Origin of the sequence: Streptomyces seoulensis (assembly GCF_022846655.1) — a bacterium.
Taxonomy (GTDB): domain Bacteria; phylum Actinomycetota; class Actinomycetes; order Streptomycetales; family Streptomycetaceae; genus Streptomyces.
Window position 1 is genome coordinate 1,430,233 of the sequence record NZ_AP025667.1, and the last position, 14,220, is coordinate 1,444,452.

Here is a 14,220-nt window from a genome sequence, read left to right on the forward strand (position 1 = left end):
CACCCCTGCGGGTGTCGCGTGACGCGGCCCACCTCGCCGGGTACGGGCGCCCGCGCGGACGTAGAGTCGGCCCATGACCTCCAGCGACAGCGCACAGAACTCCGGTACCGCCCCCGCGAAGGCCCCCGCCAAGGACCCCTGGGACCTGCCCGACGTCTCCGGCCTCGTCGTCGGCGTCATCGGCGGCACCGGCCCGCAGGGCAAGGGCCTCGCCCAGCGGCTCGCCAAGGCCGGGCAGAAGGTGATCGTCGGCTCGCGGTCGGCCGAGCGGGCGCAGGCCGCCGCCGGGGAGCTGGGCCACGGCATCGAGGGCGCCGACAACGCCGAGACCGCCCGCCGCAGCGACATCGTGATCGTCGCCGTGCCGTGGGACGGCCACGCCGACACCCTGAAGTCGCTCCGCGAGGACCTGGCGGGCAAGCTCGTCGTGGACTGCGTCAACCCGCTCGGCTTCGACAAGCAGGGCGCCTACGCGCTCACCCCCGAGGAGGGCAGCGCCGCCCAGCAGGCCGCGGCACTGCTCCCGGACTCCCGCGTCACCGCCGCCTTCCACCACCTGTCCGCCGTCCTGCTGGAGGACCCGGAGATCACCGAGATCGACACGGACGTGATGGTCCTCGGTGACAAGCGGGCCGACACCGACATCGTGCAGGCCCTGGCCGGCCGCATCCCCGGCATGCGCGGTGTCTTCGCCGGGCGGCTGCGCAACGCCCACCAGGTGGAGGGGCTGGTCGCCAACCTCATCTCCACCAACCGCCGCTACAAGGCGCACGCCGGGCTCCGCGTCACCGACGTGTGACACCTGGCACCGGCTCCCGGACGGGATGGGGGACACTGGTCGGCGTAGCAGTGTCCCCCGACAGGAGCCGACCCCATGCCCCGCATCGCCCTCGTCACCCTCGCCGCCTGCGTGCTCGCCGTGGCGGCGGCCGTCGTGTCCTTCGCCCAGGGGAGCTGGCTGGGGATCGTGTGGGTGCTGCTGGCGGGCCTGACGTCCAACATGACCTTCTTCTACATCAGGCGCAGCCGGGCCGCCGCCGAGGCCCGCACCGGGTCCGTCACCGGATGAGGGAGCACTGGGCCGGCGTCTCGGACCAGAAGCGGTACAGGAAGTACCCGCAGTCGGAGAAGAAGCTGTCCACGCCCAGCGCGCTCAGCAGGGTGTAGATCACGTCGAAGAACGCCCGGTTGACCGAGGGCACCCACAGCAGCGCGAACACGATCAGCAGGCCGAACGGGGCGATCGGCTCCACCTGCCGCTTGATCCCGTTCGACAGCCAGGGCTCGATCACCCCGTAGCCGTCCAGGCCCGGCACCGGCAGGAAGTTCAGGATCGCCGCCGTGACCTGGAGCAGGGCGAGGAACGCCAGCGCGTACCGGAAGTCGCGGGGGACGCCGTCCAGCGCGTGCAGCCAGAACGGCGCCGTGCACACCGCCGCGAACAGCACGTTCGTCAGCGGCCCGGCCGCCGAGATCAGGCTGTGCCGCCAGCGGCCCCTGATCCGGCCCCGCTCGATGAAGACCGCGCCGCCCGGCAGGCCGATCCCGCCCATGATCACGAACAGCACCGGCAGCACCACGCTCAGCAGGGCGTGCGTGTACTTCAGCGGGTTCAGCGTCAGATAACCCTTGGCGCCGATCGAGATGTCCCCGCTGTGCAGGGCGGTGCGCGCGTGCGCGTACTCGTGCAGGCACAGCGAGACGATCCAGGCGGCCGTCACGAACAGGAACACCGCGAGTCCCGGCTGCGCGGCGAATCCGGTCCAGGTCGCCCACCCGGTGACCGCCGTGACGGCCACGATTCCGGCGAACACGGGACTGATCCGGCGGTCGCCGGTACGGGAGAGGGCGGTGGTCATGGGGCTCCTGACTGCTCTGTGTGCCTGGGGTGCTGAGGGTCGACCGTACCGGTGATGTGCGGGGAACGTCCCGGTACCGGCCGGAGGTTCCGGGCCGCCCGCCGTACTCGCCCGCGCGGGCCGGAAACCCGGAGGCGCCGCCGGTGCGTCCCCAGGGACAATGGACCCCGTGCGCTATCGGCTACTCGGCACCACCCAGGCTCTCCGTCCGGACGGCACCGCCGTCCCCGTCGGCGGGGCACGGCTGCGTGCGCTGCTGACCGTGCTCGCGCTGCGCGCGGGACGGACCGTACCGGCCGGCGTGCTGGTCGACGAGGTGTGGGGCGCCGACCCGCCCGCCGACGCGCCGGGCGCCCTCCAGGCCCTGGTCGGCCGGCTGCGGCGCGCCCTCGGGGCCTCCGCCGTCGCCTCCGCAGACGGCGGCTACCGGCTCACCGCCGCCCCCGACGACGTGGACCTCACCCGCTTCGACCGGCTCACCGGCGACGGCCTCACCGCCCTCGCCGACGCCGACCCGGCCAAGGCCGCCGTCCTCCTGGACGACGCCCTCGCCCTGTGGCGCGGGCCCGTCCTCGCCGACCTGCCCGACCGCACCGCCGACGCGGCCCGCTGGGAGACCCGCCGCCTGGACGCGCTGCGCGCCCGGCACACCGCCGCCCTCGCCCTCGGCCAGGCCGAGCCGTCCCTGCCGGAGCTGGCCGCCCTGTGCGACGAGCACCCCCTGGACGAACCCCTGCAGGCCCTGCGGCTGCGCGCCCTGCGCGACACCGGCCGCACCGCCCGGGCACTGGCCGCCTACGAGGAGGTGCGGCGGCTCCTCGCCGACCGGCTGGGCTCCGACCCCGGCGCGGAACTGCGCGCCCTGCACGCCGAGCTGCTGGCCGGGACCGGGCCCGACCCGGCACCGGCCGCCCCGCCCACCCCGCCCACCCCGGCCGCGCACCGGCCCGCGCCGGGCAACCTGCCCGCCCGGCTGACCTCCTTCGTCGGCCGGGAGTCCGACATCGATGCCATCGGCGCCGACCTCTCCGCCTCCCGGCTGGTCACCCTGCTGGGCCCCGGCGGCGCGGGCAAGACCCGGCTCTCGATGGAGGCCGCCGAGGCGGTCCGGGACACCGCCCCCGACGGGGCGTGGCTCGCCGAACTCGCCCCCGTGGACGACCCCGACGCCGTACCGCAGGCCGTGCTCACCGCGATCGGCGCCCGCGAGACCGTGCTGCACGGCGCGGGCGTCGAAGGGGTGCGCGCCGTCTCCGACCGCTGGGGCGACCCCGTGGAGCGGCTGGTGGAGCACTGCGGGCGGCGCCGGATGCTGATCATCCTCGACAACTGCGAGCACGTCGTGGACGCCGCCGCCCGCCTCGCCGAGCGCCTGCTGGCCGACTGTCCGCACCTCACCGTCCTCGCCACCAGCCGCGAACCCCTGGGCGTACCGGGGGAGTTGCTCAGACCCGTCGAGCCGCTCCCCGAGCCGGTCGCGCTGCGGCTGCTCGGCCACCGTGGCGCGGCCGCCCGCCCCGGCTTCTTCGTGGCGGACGACCCGGAGGCGTGCGCCGAGATCTGCCACCGCCTCGACGGCCTGCCCCTGGCCATCGAGCTGGCGGCCGCCCGGCTGCGCATGCTGACACCACGTCAGATCGCGGACCGGCTGGACGACCGCTTCCGGCTGCTCACCTCCGGCAGCCGCACCGTGCTGCCCCGCCAGCAGACCCTGCGCGCCGTGGTCGACTGGTCCTGGGACCTGCTGGACGCCGACGAACGGGACGTGCTGGGAAAGCTGTCGGTGTTCGCCGGCGGCTGCGACCTGGCCGCCGCCGAGGCCGTCTGCGGCCCCGTCGCGCTGGACGCGCTCGGTTCCCTGGTCGACAAGTCCCTGGTGGTGGCCGCCCCTTCGGCCGGCGCCGGGATGCGCTACCGGCTGCTGGAGACCGTCGCCGAGTACGCCACCGAGCGGCTGGACGAGAGCGGCGAGCGTGCCGCCGCCGAGCGCGCCCACCTCACCTACTACCGCGAACTCGCCCGCACCACCGACCCGTTGCTGCGCGGACCCCGGCAGCGCGAGGCCATCGACCGTGTCCAGATGGAGTACGAGAACCTGCGCACCGCGCTGCGGCACGCCGTCGACCTGCGCGACGAGCAGGAGGGACTGTGCATGGTGCTGTCCCTGATCTGGTACTGGCAGATGCGGGACCAGCGCCTGGAGGTACGGGCGTGGTGCGAGGAGGTCATGGCGCTCGGACCCGACCCGTTCACGGACCCGGTCCGGCGGGCCGAGCCGGTGTGGGAGCGCTGCACCGACACTCCGCCCCCGCTGACCGGCGAACTCCTCGCCGAGGCCCGGCGCGGGCTGCACCTGGCCCACCTCGCCTGCATGGACACCGACCTGGAGGCATGGCAGAGCCCCGAGGCACGGGACAAGCTGACCGTCATCACCGAGGTCTACCGGCCCGGCCTGCCGCAGACCTGCCGCTCGCCCGGCATGCTGTGGTGGTTCGCGGAGATGCTCGCCAACGGCGTCGAGCGGCTGCCCGCGATCACCGACGCCACCGTGCGCACCTGCCGGGAGACCCCCGGCTACGAATGGGAGCTGGCGGGCGCCCTCCAGACCCGTGCCAACCTGCTCGCCAACCGCGCCACCTGGGCGGGCGACGCCGCCCGCGACGCCGACGAGGCGCTGGAGATCTACCAGCGCCTCGGTGACGAGTGGGGTCTGGCCGAGGCGCTGTCCGCGCGCGGCGAGGCCCATGAGCGCAAGGGGATGAGCCGCGAGGCCGCCGCCGATTACGAAGGCGCCATGGCGCACGCCGAACACCTCGGCGCTCGCGCCCAGATGGCCGTCCTCGGCGCCCGCCTCGGCAACGTGCTGATGGAGGCGGGGGAGGAGGAGCGCGGCGAACGGCTGCTGCGCGAGGTCGTCCAGGAGCTGGACGGCCGGCACAGCGAGGCGATGCCGGTGGCCCGGCTGCATCTGGCGTCCTGGCTCCTCGTGACCGGCAGGACCGGGGAGGCCCGGGTGCAACTGGAGCTGCTGCGGGAGGAGTTCGTCCTCGCCCGGTTCGTCGTCTTCGACGCCATGATCCTCGCCCAGGAAGCCTGGCTGGACGCCGAGGAAGGGCACGCGGAACGCTCGCTGAACTCGGTCCGCCGGGCGCTCGGGCTGGCCGGTGACCCGCTGTGCGACATCGTCGTCCCGCAGATGCCGACCGTCTGTCTCACCGTCGCGGCGCTGACCCTCGTCCTCGCCGACGACGGTGCCCGTGCCGCGGACGCCGCCCGCTGCCTGGGCGCCTCCGTGGCCCTGATGCCGGAAGGGCATCTGCGCCCACGGGTGGAGCAGCACGCCTACGACCGCACCGAGGCCCGTATCCGTGAAGTGCTCGGCGAGGCGGCGTTCGACGCCGCGTACGCCGAGGGCGGTGGCCTCTCCCTCGCGGAGGCCACCGCCCTGGTGTGAGATCCGGCCGGAACTCAGGTCTTGGTGCGGAACTTGTGGATGGCGACCGGCGCCATCACCGCGGTGATCGCCACCGACCAGGCGACCGTCACCCACAGGTCGTGGGCCACGGGACCGCCCACCATCAGACCGCGCGCCGCGTCCGCGAGCGTGGACAGCGGGTTGTAGTCGGTGAACGCCTGGAGCCAGCCGGGCATCGACTTGGTCGGCGCGAAGATGGACGAGCCGAACTGGAGCGGGAACAGCACCAGGAAGCCCATCGCCTGCACGGACTGCGCGCTCTTCATCACCACGCCCAGGGTGAGGAAGACCCACATGATCGAGGACGCGAAGAGCGTGGACAGGCCCACGGTGGCGAACAGGCCCGGCCAGTTATCGATGTCGAAGCCGACCAGTACGGCGACGATCATCAGCACGGTCGTGGCGAACAGCATCCGGCCCAGCTCCACCGCGAGCTTGGCGAACAGCACCGAGCCGCGGCCGATCGGCAGCGAGCGGAACCGGTCCATGACACCGCTGTTGAAGTCCTGGCTGAAGCCGGTGCCGACGCCCTGCGACATCGTCATGCTCATCATCGCCAGCATGCCGGGGATGACGTACTGCACGTACTGGTCCTGACCGCCGCCGAGCGCCTGGCCGATGGAGCCGCCGAAGACGAACACGAACAGCAGGGTGAAGACGATCGGCATCAGCAGCGCGTCGAACATCGACTCCGGGTCCTGCTTGATCCACAGCAGGTTGCGGCGGACGAGCGCGCCGGTGTGCCGCAGGTGTCCGCGCAGGGTGATGCGGGAGTCCGCCGCGGGAGCGAGCGGGGCGGTCGTGGTGGCGGCGCTCATACGGCGACCTCTTCGCGGGATTCGGCGGGCGTGGCGTCCTGCGGGGCACTGGCGCGGTGGCCGGTGAGCGAGAGGAACACCTCGTCCAGGCTGGGGAGTTCGGTGACGATGGAGGAGATGGTGATGCCGCGCGCGGTGACCGCGCCGACGACCGCGGTCAACTGCTCGTCGCTGAGGATCGGCACCAGCAGGGTGCCGGTCTGGCGGTCCACGGTGGTGGTGGCCAGGCCGGTGATGCCCAGCTCGTCCAGCGTGGCGGCGAGCGGCTCCAGTTGGAGCGGGTCCACCGGGCGCACGCGCAGGGTGCGGCCGCCGACCTTGGCCTTCAGCTCCTCGATGCGGCCGCCCGCGATGACCTTGCCCCGGTCCACCACGGTCAGCTCGGAGGCGAGCTGCTCGGCCTCCTCCATGTACTGGGTGGTGAGCAGCACGGTCACGCCGTCGCCGACCATCGCCTTCACCTCGTCCCACACCTCGTTGCGGGTACGGGGGTCGAGGCCCGTCGTGGGCTCGTCCAGGAACAGCACCTGCGGGCGGCCGATCATGGAGGCGGCCAGGTCCAGGCGCCGCCGCATGCCGCCGGAGTAGGTGGAGGCGGGGCGCTTGGCGGCCTCGGTGAGGGAGAAGCGCTCCAGCAGTTCGTCGGCGCGGAGGCGGGCGTCCTTGCGGGACAGGTCCAGCAGTCGGCCGATCATGTACAGGTTCTCCCAGCCGGGCAGCTTCTCGTCCACCGAGGCGTACTGCCCGGTCAGCCCGATCACCCGGCGCAGTTGCCGGGGCTGGCGCACGACGTCGTACCCGGCCACGAGGGCCTCGCCGGCGTCCGGGGTGATCAGGGTCGACAGGATGCGGACGAGTGTGGTCTTCCCGGCGCCGTTCGGCCCGAGCACCCCCATCACGGTCCCCTCCCGGACCTCAAGGTCGACCCCGTCCAGTGCCTTGGTCTCGCCGTAGTGCTTGACCATCCCCCGCACGGACACGGCGGAACGGCCGCCGCCGGGGTTGTCTTCGATTCGCGTCATGCCCCAGACAATGCCAGCCGCCACCGACAAAGCACCGACAGGCCGCCTACAGGGCCCCGACAGCGGGGCAGCCCGCCGACAGGGGGAAGGTCGGCGGGCTGCCCGTGGTGGTGCCGCAGTGGCTAGTGGACGGAGTGCTCGTCGAGCGGGAACGTTCCGCCGACGACCTCCTCCGCGAAGGACTTCGCCGCGTCGCCCATGACCTCGCGCAGCGCCGCGTACTTCTTGACGAACTTCGGGACCCGGCCCGAGGTCAGGCCCAGCATGTCGGTCCAGACCAGGACCTGCGCGTCGGTGTCCGGACCGGCGCCGATGCCGACCGTCGGGATGTGCAGCACCCGCGTGACCTCGGCCGCCAGCTCCGCCGGGACCAGCTCCAGCACGACGGCGAAGGCACCCGCGTCCTGCACCGCCTTCGCGTCACGGAGGAGCTGCTGGGCCGCCTCCTCGCCGCGCCCCTGGACCCGGTAGCCCATGGCGTTGACGGACTGCGGGGTGAGGCCGATGTGGGCCATCACCGGGATGCCGGACTCCACCAGCAGCCTGATCTGCTCGTGCGAGCGTTCGCCGCCCTCCAGCTTCACGGCGCTCACCCCGGCCTCCTTGACCAGCCGGGTCGCCGAGCGCAGCGCCTGCACCGGACCCTCCTGGTAGGAGCCGAAGGGGAGGTCGCCGACGATGAGGGCGCGGCTGGTGCCGCGTACCACGGCGGCGGAGAGCATGGTCATCTCGTCGAGGGTGACGGGCACGGTCGTCTCGTAGCCGAGATGGCAGTTGCCCGCCGAGTCGCCCACGAGGAGGACGGGGATGCCCGACTCGTCGAAGACGGACGCGGTCATCGCGTCGTAGGCGGTGAGCATGGGCCACTTCTCGCCCCGCTCCTTGGCGAGTGCGATGTCGCGGACCGTGATGCGGCGGGTGCCCTTTCCTCCGTACAGCGTCTTGCCGTCGGAGGGCTTCGTCTGGGCAGCCGAGAGCTGCGTCATGGCAACGGCTCCTTCAGTTCATCTCGAGGCGCCCTTTCGGCGTCCCCGGATCGTCTCCATGGTGGCACTTCGTGCCGGGGGTGGCCAGGGGGACCCCCAGTGCCGCGCAATACCTCGGCAAAGGAATTCCGATACGAGACGGTGCCGTATCGGAATGGGAATACGATCGGGCGCATGACAACCTCCGCTGCCCCCCGGATACCGGAAGCCGTGCACCGGCGCCGCTGGGCGATCCTCGGCGTGCTCATGCTGAGCCTGCTCATCGTGGTGCTCGACAACTCGATCCTGAACGTCGCCATCAAGACCATCGCCACCCCGGCGCCCACCGGTCTCGGCGCCACGCAGAGCGAGATCGAGTGGGCGATCAACTCGTACACGCTCGTCTTCGCCGGTCTGCTCTTCACCGCCGGCCTCATCGGCGACCGGCTCGGCCGCAAGAAGGTGCTGATCGGCGGGCTGGTGGTGTTCGGCATCGGTTCGGCCCTGGCCGCCGAGTCCGGCTCCCCGGCCCAACTGATCACCTACCGCGCCGTGATGGCCCTCGGTGCCGCCTTCGTGATGCCCGCCACCCTGGCCGTGCTGATGAACGTCTTCGAGCGCTCCGAGCAGCCCAAGGCCATCGGCATCTGGGCGGGCGGCGTCGGCCTGGCCATCGCCATCGGCCCGATCACCGGCGGCGCGCTGCTCGACCACTTCTGGTGGGGCTCGGTCTTCCTGATCAACGTGCCCATCGTGGTGCTCGCCGTCGCCCTGATGGTGTGGCTGGTGCCCGACTCCCGCGACCCGAAGCCCGGCCGTCTGGACCCCGTCGGCGTGGTGCTCTCCGTGCTCGGCCTGGTCCTGCTGGTCTACGGCATCATCAAGGGCGGCGAGCTGGCCGACTTCACCGACGCCAAGGTGCTGGCCACGATCATCGCCGGTGTCGTCGTATTGATCGGCTTCGTGGTCCACGAGAAGCGCAGCGACCACCCCTCGCTGGACGTGACCTACTTCCGGAACAAGGTCTTCTCGGCCGCCATGGCCGCCATCGCGCTGGTCTTCTTCGCGCTGATGGGCGTCACGTTCTTCGGCGTCTTCTACACCCAGAGCGTGCGCGGCTACTCCCCGCTGGAGTCCGGCCTGCTGATGCTGCCGCTGGCCGCCGCCCAGATGATCTTCGCGCCGCGCGCCCGGCTGCTGGTCGACCGGTTCGGTAACAAGGCCACCACCACCGCCGGCATGCTGCTGATCGCCGCCACCCTGGCCGCGTTCGCCGGCTTCGAGGCCGACACGCCCATCTGGCTGCTGGAGGTCGTCTTCTTCCTCATGGGCACCGGCATGGCCCACATCATGACCCCGACCTCGGTCGTCATCATGCAGGCCCTGCCGCGCGAGAAGGCCGGTTCCGCCTCCGCGCTCAGCAACACCTTCCGCCAGGTCGGCGGCGCCCTCGGCATCGCCGTACTCGGCTCGGTGCTCGCCACCTCGTACCGCAACGGCATCGAGGGCAAGCTCGGTGCGCTGCCGCCCGGCCTGCGCGACACCGCGGGCGAGTCCATCGAGGCCACCCTCGGCATCGCCGAGAAGCTCGGCCCGCGCGGCCAGGCCCTGGTCACCCCCGCCTACGACGCCTTCCTGCACGCCATGCACGTCACCGCCCTGTGGGGTACGGGCGTCGCGCTGGTCGGCACCGTCGTCGTCGCCGTGTTCCTGCCGGGCCGGCCCCCGGCAGGACAGCCCGGCGAGCACGAGCCCGAACTGATCACGACCGGCGACTGAGCCTTCGGCGTCCGGGAAGGGGAGGCCGCCGCTGCGGGAGAATCTCCCGCAGCACACCGAGAGGACGACACCGACGTGAGCCTTGCCGCAGACCGGCCCGCGCAGCCCGCCCCCGCACGGGGCAGGCCCCGCAGCGAGGCCGTGGAACGAGCCATCATCGAGGGCGTGATGAAGCTCCTGGAGGACGGCGTACCCCTGGCCGACCTCTCCATCGAGCGGGTCGCGCGCACCGCCGGGGTCGGCAAGGCCACCATCTACCGCCGCTGGAGCGGCAAGGAGGAACTGTTCGTCGACGTCATGCGCGCCGCCGAACCTCCCGACCCGGAACTCCCCGGCACCTCCATGCGCGACGACCTCGTCGTCCTGCTGGAGACCCTGCGCCGCCGGGGCCTGGTCAGCCGCTCCTCGGCGATCATGCACAACGTCTACGTCCAGGCGAAGTGCAGCCCGAGGATCTGGGCCGCCTACGAGGCGGGCGTGATAGCTCCCCGCCGCGCCCTCGCCCTGGACGTGCTGCGCCGGGGCCAGCGCGACGGCGAACTGCGCACCGACCTCGACGTGGAACTGGCCAACGACATGTTCGTCGGCGCCATGCTGGTGCGCACCGTCCTGCGCCCCGAAGCCGACCTGCCCGAGGGGCTCGCCGAGGAGATCGTCGACACTCTTCTCGCCGGCCTACGCCCCGTCAGTCCTGCGGTTCCCTAGTGCGGATGTGCGTGTTTCGTCACAGAACCCCTCTGTGAGGGGGGTTCCCGGAACTGCCGACGCCGCCTCGTTCGTCATCGTCTTCCGAACGGCCGTCATGGGACGGCGGAACGAGGCCGCACATCCCCTAGGGTCGTACACACACACGGGGGGATGACGGAGTGCACGGCAGGCAGTGAGGCAGACGGTATGGCGCAGCAGGCGTACATGACGGAGACGGACAACGGCGGCTCGGGGCCCGAGCGACCAGTGTCCCGGCTTCGGCGCCTGGCGCACCGTCTGTTCGGTGGCTGGCGCGGTGACCCGCGGATCTGGCGCCGGGGTCTGTTCACCGCCGCGCTCGCGCTGCTGCTGGCGCTGGTGATGCTGATCCACTCGCGCATCCCCAACCGGCTCGGCAACCTCGGCAGCCTCATCGAGACCTTCCTGCCGTGGCTGGGCCTGGCGATCCCGGTGCTGCTCGTGCTCGGCGTGCTCCGCCGTTCCGCCACCGCGCTGATCGCGGTGCTGCTCCCGGCGATCGTGTGGCTGAACCTCTTCGGCGGGCTGCTGCTCTCCGACAAGTCGGCCGCGGGCGGCGACCTCGTGGTGGCCACCCACAACGTGAACGCCGACAACCCCGACCCGTCCGCCACCGCCCGCGACGTGGCCGCCTCCGGTGCCGACATGGTCGCCCTGGAGGAGCTGCCCGCCTCCGCCGTCCCGGTGTACGGCGGCGCGCTCAAGGCCACGTACCCCTACCACGCGGTGGTCGGCACGGTCGGGCTGTGGAGCAAGTACCCGATGAGCCAGGTCGAGCCGGTCGACATCAAGCTCGGCTGGAAGCGCGCCATGCGCGCCACCGTCTCCACCCCGCACGGACTGGTCGCGGTGTACGTCGCCCACCTGCCCTCGGTGCGGGTCAAGCTGGAGGCCGGGTTCACCGCACGGCAGCGCGACAAGAGCGCCGACGCGCTCGGCGAGGCCATCGCGGACGAGACCCTCACCCGGGTCGTGCTGCTCGGCGATCTCAACGGCACGATGAACGACCGCTCGCTCAACGCCGTCACCTCCCAGATGCGCTCCACGCAGGGCGCGGCGGGCAGCGGCTTCGGGTTCAGCTGGCCGGCCGCGTTCCCGATGGCGCGGATCGACCAGATCATGGTCAAGGGCGTCGAGCCGGAGAGCTCCTGGACGCTGCCGCGCACCAACAGCGACCACCTCCCGGTGGCGGCTCGTGTGAAGCTCGACATGCCCTCGTAACCCGCGGGAATACCGGCCTTGAAAGAGTTTGTTCCGTACGGGAACATAGAAGATTCCCCCTGAGCCCTGTACGGCACCAGCTTCTGAGAGGTCCCCTCATGCCCCTGGCCCTGCTCGCCCTTGCCGTGGGCGCCTTCGGCATCGGTACCACCGAGTTCGTGATGATGGGGCTGCTGCCCGATGTCGCGGACGACCTGCACATCTCGATCCCGACCGCCGGACACCTGGTCTCGGCGTACGCGCTGGGCGTCGTCATCGGTGCCCCGCTGCTGGCCGCCGTCACCGCGCGGATGTCCCGCCGCACGGTGCTGATCGGCCTGATGGCCCTGTTCGTCGCGGGCAACGCGCTCTCCGCGCTCGCCCCCGGCTACGAGTCCCTGCTCGCCGCCCGCTTCCTGAGCGGCCTGCCGCACGGCGCCTTCTTCGGCGTCGGCGCGGTCGTCGCCACCGGCATGGTCGCGCCGGAGCGCAAGGCCCGCTCGGTCTCCCTGATGTTCCTCGGGCTGACCGTCGCCAACGTCGCGGGCGTGCCCGTGGCCACGCTGATGGGCCAGAACCTGGGCTGGCGGGCCACCTTCCTCGGGGTCAGCGCCATCGGCCTGGCCGCGATAGCCGCGCTCGCCCTGCTCATACCGCGCGACCACACCCACGCCACCGCGGCCGGGCTGCGCCACGAGCTGGCCGCGCTGAGGTCCGTGCCGGTCTGGCTGGCGCTCGGTACGACGGTCGCGGGCTTCGGCGCGCTGTTCGCCGCGTACAGCTACGTCACCCCGATGCTGACCGAGTCCGCCGGGTTCGCCCCGGCCAGCGTGACGCTGCTGCTCGCGCTGTTCGGTGTCGGCGCCACCGCGGGCAACCTGCTCGGCGGGCGGCTCGCCGACCACGCGATGCGGGGCACGCTCTTCGGCGGCCTCGCCGCGCTCGGCGTCGTCCTCGCGCTGTTCCCGCTGCTGATGCGCGCCGAGTGGAGCGCGGCGCTCGGGGTGACCCTGCTCGGCATGGCCGCGTTCGTCACCGGCTCGCCGCTGCAGCTCATGGTGATGGAGAAGGCCGCCGCGGCCCCCTCCCTCGCCTCCTCCGCCAACCAGGCGGCCTTCAACCTGGCCAACGCGGGCGGCGCCTGGATCGGCGGCCTCGCCCTGGCGGCTGGCTTCGGCGCGACCTCCCCGGCCCTGGCCGGCGCCGCCCTCGCGGTCCTCGGCCTCGGCGTCGCGGGCGTCGCGTTCGGCGTGGACCGCCGCCGCGCGGCCCTCCCGCAGGGCGAGGCGGCGCCGGGCCGGCTCGTCGCCGCGCACGTCCCTGACCAGCAGGAACATTCGCGCCGCTGAGAGATCGGCACAAACTACAGTTGTGCAACATTCATTCAAATCCGGTCATGGTGGCTTGAAGTTCACGCCCTCTCCCATAAGGCTTCACATCACCGACACAGGACACTTCCGCGACATCAGGCGCTCGCGTAACAACAGGACATAGGGGAGAGGGACCGATGCAAGGCACGGCCGACGGATTCGACTACGGAGCGCTCACACCGTTGGCCGCCTTTCTCATGGCCTGCCTCGGCGCCGCCCTGGGGCTGCGCTGCGTGGTCCGCACCGTGCACCTGGACAAGGGGCGCAAGGCGGCGTGGCTCGCGCTCGGCGCGGCCTCGCTGGGCTGCGGCATCTGGAGCATGCACTTCATCGCCATGATGGGCTTCCGCGCCCCGGACGCGTCCATCACCGACGATGCCCCGCTGACCCTGCTCAGCCTGCTGGTGGCGATCGTCGTCGTCAGCGTCGGCATGTTCATCGTCGGCTACCGGGGTGTGGCCCCGATGACCCTGGCCACGGCCGGGATCATCACGGGCCTCGGCGTCGCCGTCATGCACTACCTGGGCATGGCGGCCATGCGCCTCAACGGCGACATCGCCTACGACGACCTCACGGTCACCCTGTCCGTGCTCATCGCCGTGGCCGCCGCCACCGCGGCGCTCTGGGCCGCCGTGTCCATCCGGGGCTTCCTCCCCGCGCTCGGCGCCAGTCTCGTCATGGGCGTCGCGGTGACCGGCATGCACTACACCGGCATGGCCGCCGTCACCGTCCACGTCCACTCCGCTGGCCACGCCTACGGAGGCGAGTCCGCCGCCTCCCTGGTCCTGCCGATGCTCCTCGGCCCGGCCGTCTTCCTGCTCCTCGCCGCGGTCGTCGTCATGTTCGACCCCCTGCTGGTCGCGGGCGACGAGCGGGAGGGATCCCGGCGGGCGCGCGCGGCGTTCTGAGCAACGAGCTGCGCCTTCCTGGCCCGTGGGGAAGCCACGGGCGCCGTCGCCGGGGCGGAGGAGCCGCGAGGCATCCGTATGCGCCGCAACCTCTCCTT

General features: G+C 72.1%; 12 protein-coding genes. 8 read left to right on the plus strand and 4 right to left on the minus strand.

From position 1 onward, the window contains the following. Positions 1-73 precede the first annotated feature (73 nt). Both npdG and HEK131_RS06610 read left to right on the plus strand, forming a co-directional pair. A complete protein-coding gene (npdG, locus tag HEK131_RS06605) occupies positions 74-799 on the plus strand; it encodes an NADPH-dependent F420 reductase (RefSeq protein WP_217460512.1) in 726 nt (241 codons plus the stop codon). 75 nt (positions 800-874) lie between these two features. Then, positions 875-1,069 (plus strand): hypothetical protein, encoded by a 195-nt coding sequence (locus HEK131_RS06610; RefSeq protein WP_217460511.1) that lies wholly within the window; start codon positions 875-877, stop codon positions 1,067-1,069. Here HEK131_RS06610 and HEK131_RS06615 read toward each other — a convergent pair. Beyond that, positions 1,059-1,859 (minus strand): site-2 protease family protein, encoded by an 801-nt coding sequence (locus tag HEK131_RS06615; RefSeq protein ID WP_217460510.1) that lies wholly within the window; start codon positions 1,857-1,859, stop codon positions 1,059-1,061. The genes HEK131_RS06610 and HEK131_RS06615 overlap by 11 nt on opposite strands. A gap of 160 nt (positions 1,860-2,019) precedes the next feature. On the opposite strand from HEK131_RS06615, the gene HEK131_RS06620 reads away from it, so the two are divergent. Next, positions 2,020-5,313, plus strand: a complete 3,294-nt coding sequence (locus HEK131_RS06620) for a BTAD domain-containing putative transcriptional regulator (RefSeq protein WP_244334031.1) — start codon at positions 2,020-2,022, stop codon at positions 5,311-5,313. A gap of 14 nt (positions 5,314-5,327) precedes the next feature. Here the strand turns inward: HEK131_RS06620 and HEK131_RS06625 are convergent, their stop codons facing one another. From HEK131_RS06625 to panB, 3 genes are all read right to left on the minus strand, one after another. Continuing rightward, positions 5,328-6,152, minus strand: a complete 825-nt coding sequence (locus HEK131_RS06625) for an ABC transporter permease (protein WP_244334033.1) — start codon at positions 6,150-6,152, stop codon at positions 5,328-5,330. Beyond that, a complete protein-coding gene (locus HEK131_RS06630) occupies positions 6,149-7,174 on the minus strand; it encodes an ATP-binding cassette domain-containing protein (RefSeq protein WP_244334035.1) in 1,026 nt (341 codons plus the stop codon). Before HEK131_RS06630 ends, HEK131_RS06625 begins: the two co-directional genes overlap by 4 nt. Before the next feature lie 122 nt (positions 7,175-7,296). Beyond that, positions 7,297-8,160: a 3-methyl-2-oxobutanoate hydroxymethyltransferase gene (panB, locus tag HEK131_RS06635; RefSeq protein ID WP_244334037.1), complete on the minus strand. Its 864-nt coding sequence runs from the start codon at positions 8,158-8,160 to the stop codon at positions 7,297-7,299. 174 nt (positions 8,161-8,334) lie between these two features. Here panB and HEK131_RS06640 point away from each other — a divergent pair, with 174 nt between their 5' ends. The 5 genes from HEK131_RS06640 (at position 8,335) to HEK131_RS06660 (ending at position 14,122) form a co-directional block, all read left to right on the plus strand. Further along, positions 8,335-9,918, plus strand: a complete 1,584-nt coding sequence (locus HEK131_RS06640) for an MFS transporter (protein WP_244334039.1) — start codon at positions 8,335-8,337, stop codon at positions 9,916-9,918. 75 nt (positions 9,919-9,993) lie between these two features. Then, positions 9,994-10,623, plus strand: a complete 630-nt coding sequence (locus HEK131_RS06645) for a TetR/AcrR family transcriptional regulator (protein WP_217460504.1) — start codon at positions 9,994-9,996, stop codon at positions 10,621-10,623. 189 nt (positions 10,624-10,812) lie between these two features. Continuing rightward, on the plus strand, positions 10,813-11,865 hold the full coding sequence (locus HEK131_RS06650; RefSeq protein ID WP_217460503.1) for an endonuclease/exonuclease/phosphatase family protein: 1,053 nt from the start codon (positions 10,813-10,815) through the stop codon (positions 11,863-11,865). 98 nt (positions 11,866-11,963) lie between these two features. Next, positions 11,964-13,193, plus strand: a complete 1,230-nt coding sequence (locus HEK131_RS06655; RefSeq protein ID WP_244334041.1) for an MFS transporter — start codon at positions 11,964-11,966, stop codon at positions 13,191-13,193. Positions 13,194-13,351: 158 nt separating this feature from the next. Further along, complete coding sequence (locus tag HEK131_RS06660; protein ID WP_244334043.1) at positions 13,352-14,122, plus strand: MHYT domain-containing protein; 771 nt, start codon at positions 13,352-13,354, stop codon at positions 14,120-14,122. Positions 14,123-14,220: the final 98 nt, after the last annotated feature.

What these genes read in the sequence shown, in the direction of transcription:
- HEK131_RS06640 (WP_244334039.1), top strand. Translation starts at nt 8,335, where the DNA reads ATGACAACCTCCGCTGCCCCCCGGATACCGGAAGCCGTGCACCGGCGC.
- HEK131_RS06655 (WP_244334041.1), top strand. Translation starts at nt 11,964, where the DNA reads ATGCCCCTGGCCCTGCTCGCCCTTGCCGTGGGCGCCTTCGGCATCGGT.
- npdG (WP_217460512.1), top strand. Translation starts at nt 74, where the DNA reads ATGACCTCCAGCGACAGCGCACAGAACTCCGGTACCGCCCCCGCGAAG.
- HEK131_RS06650 (WP_217460503.1), top strand. Translation starts at nt 10,813, where the DNA reads ATGGCGCAGCAGGCGTACATGACGGAGACGGACAACGGCGGCTCGGGG.
- HEK131_RS06620 (WP_244334031.1), top strand. Translation starts at nt 2,020, where the DNA reads ATGGACCCCGTGCGCTATCGGCTACTCGGCACCACCCAGGCTCTCCGT.
- HEK131_RS06610 (WP_217460511.1), top strand. Translation starts at nt 875, where the DNA reads ATGCCCCGCATCGCCCTCGTCACCCTCGCCGCCTGCGTGCTCGCCGTG.
- HEK131_RS06630 (WP_244334035.1), bottom strand. Translation starts at nt 7,174, where the DNA reads ATGACGCGAATCGAAGACAACCCCGGCGGCGGCCGTTCCGCCGTGTCC.
- HEK131_RS06660 (WP_244334043.1), top strand. Translation starts at nt 13,352, where the DNA reads ATGCAAGGCACGGCCGACGGATTCGACTACGGAGCGCTCACACCGTTG.
- HEK131_RS06625 (WP_244334033.1), bottom strand. Translation starts at nt 6,152, where the DNA reads ATGAGCGCCGCCACCACGACCGCCCCGCTCGCTCCCGCGGCGGACTCC.
- panB (WP_244334037.1), bottom strand. Translation starts at nt 8,160, where the DNA reads ATGACGCAGCTCTCGGCTGCCCAGACGAAGCCCTCCGACGGCAAGACG.
- HEK131_RS06615 (WP_217460510.1), bottom strand. Translation starts at nt 1,859, where the DNA reads ATGACCACCGCCCTCTCCCGTACCGGCGACCGCCGGATCAGTCCCGTG.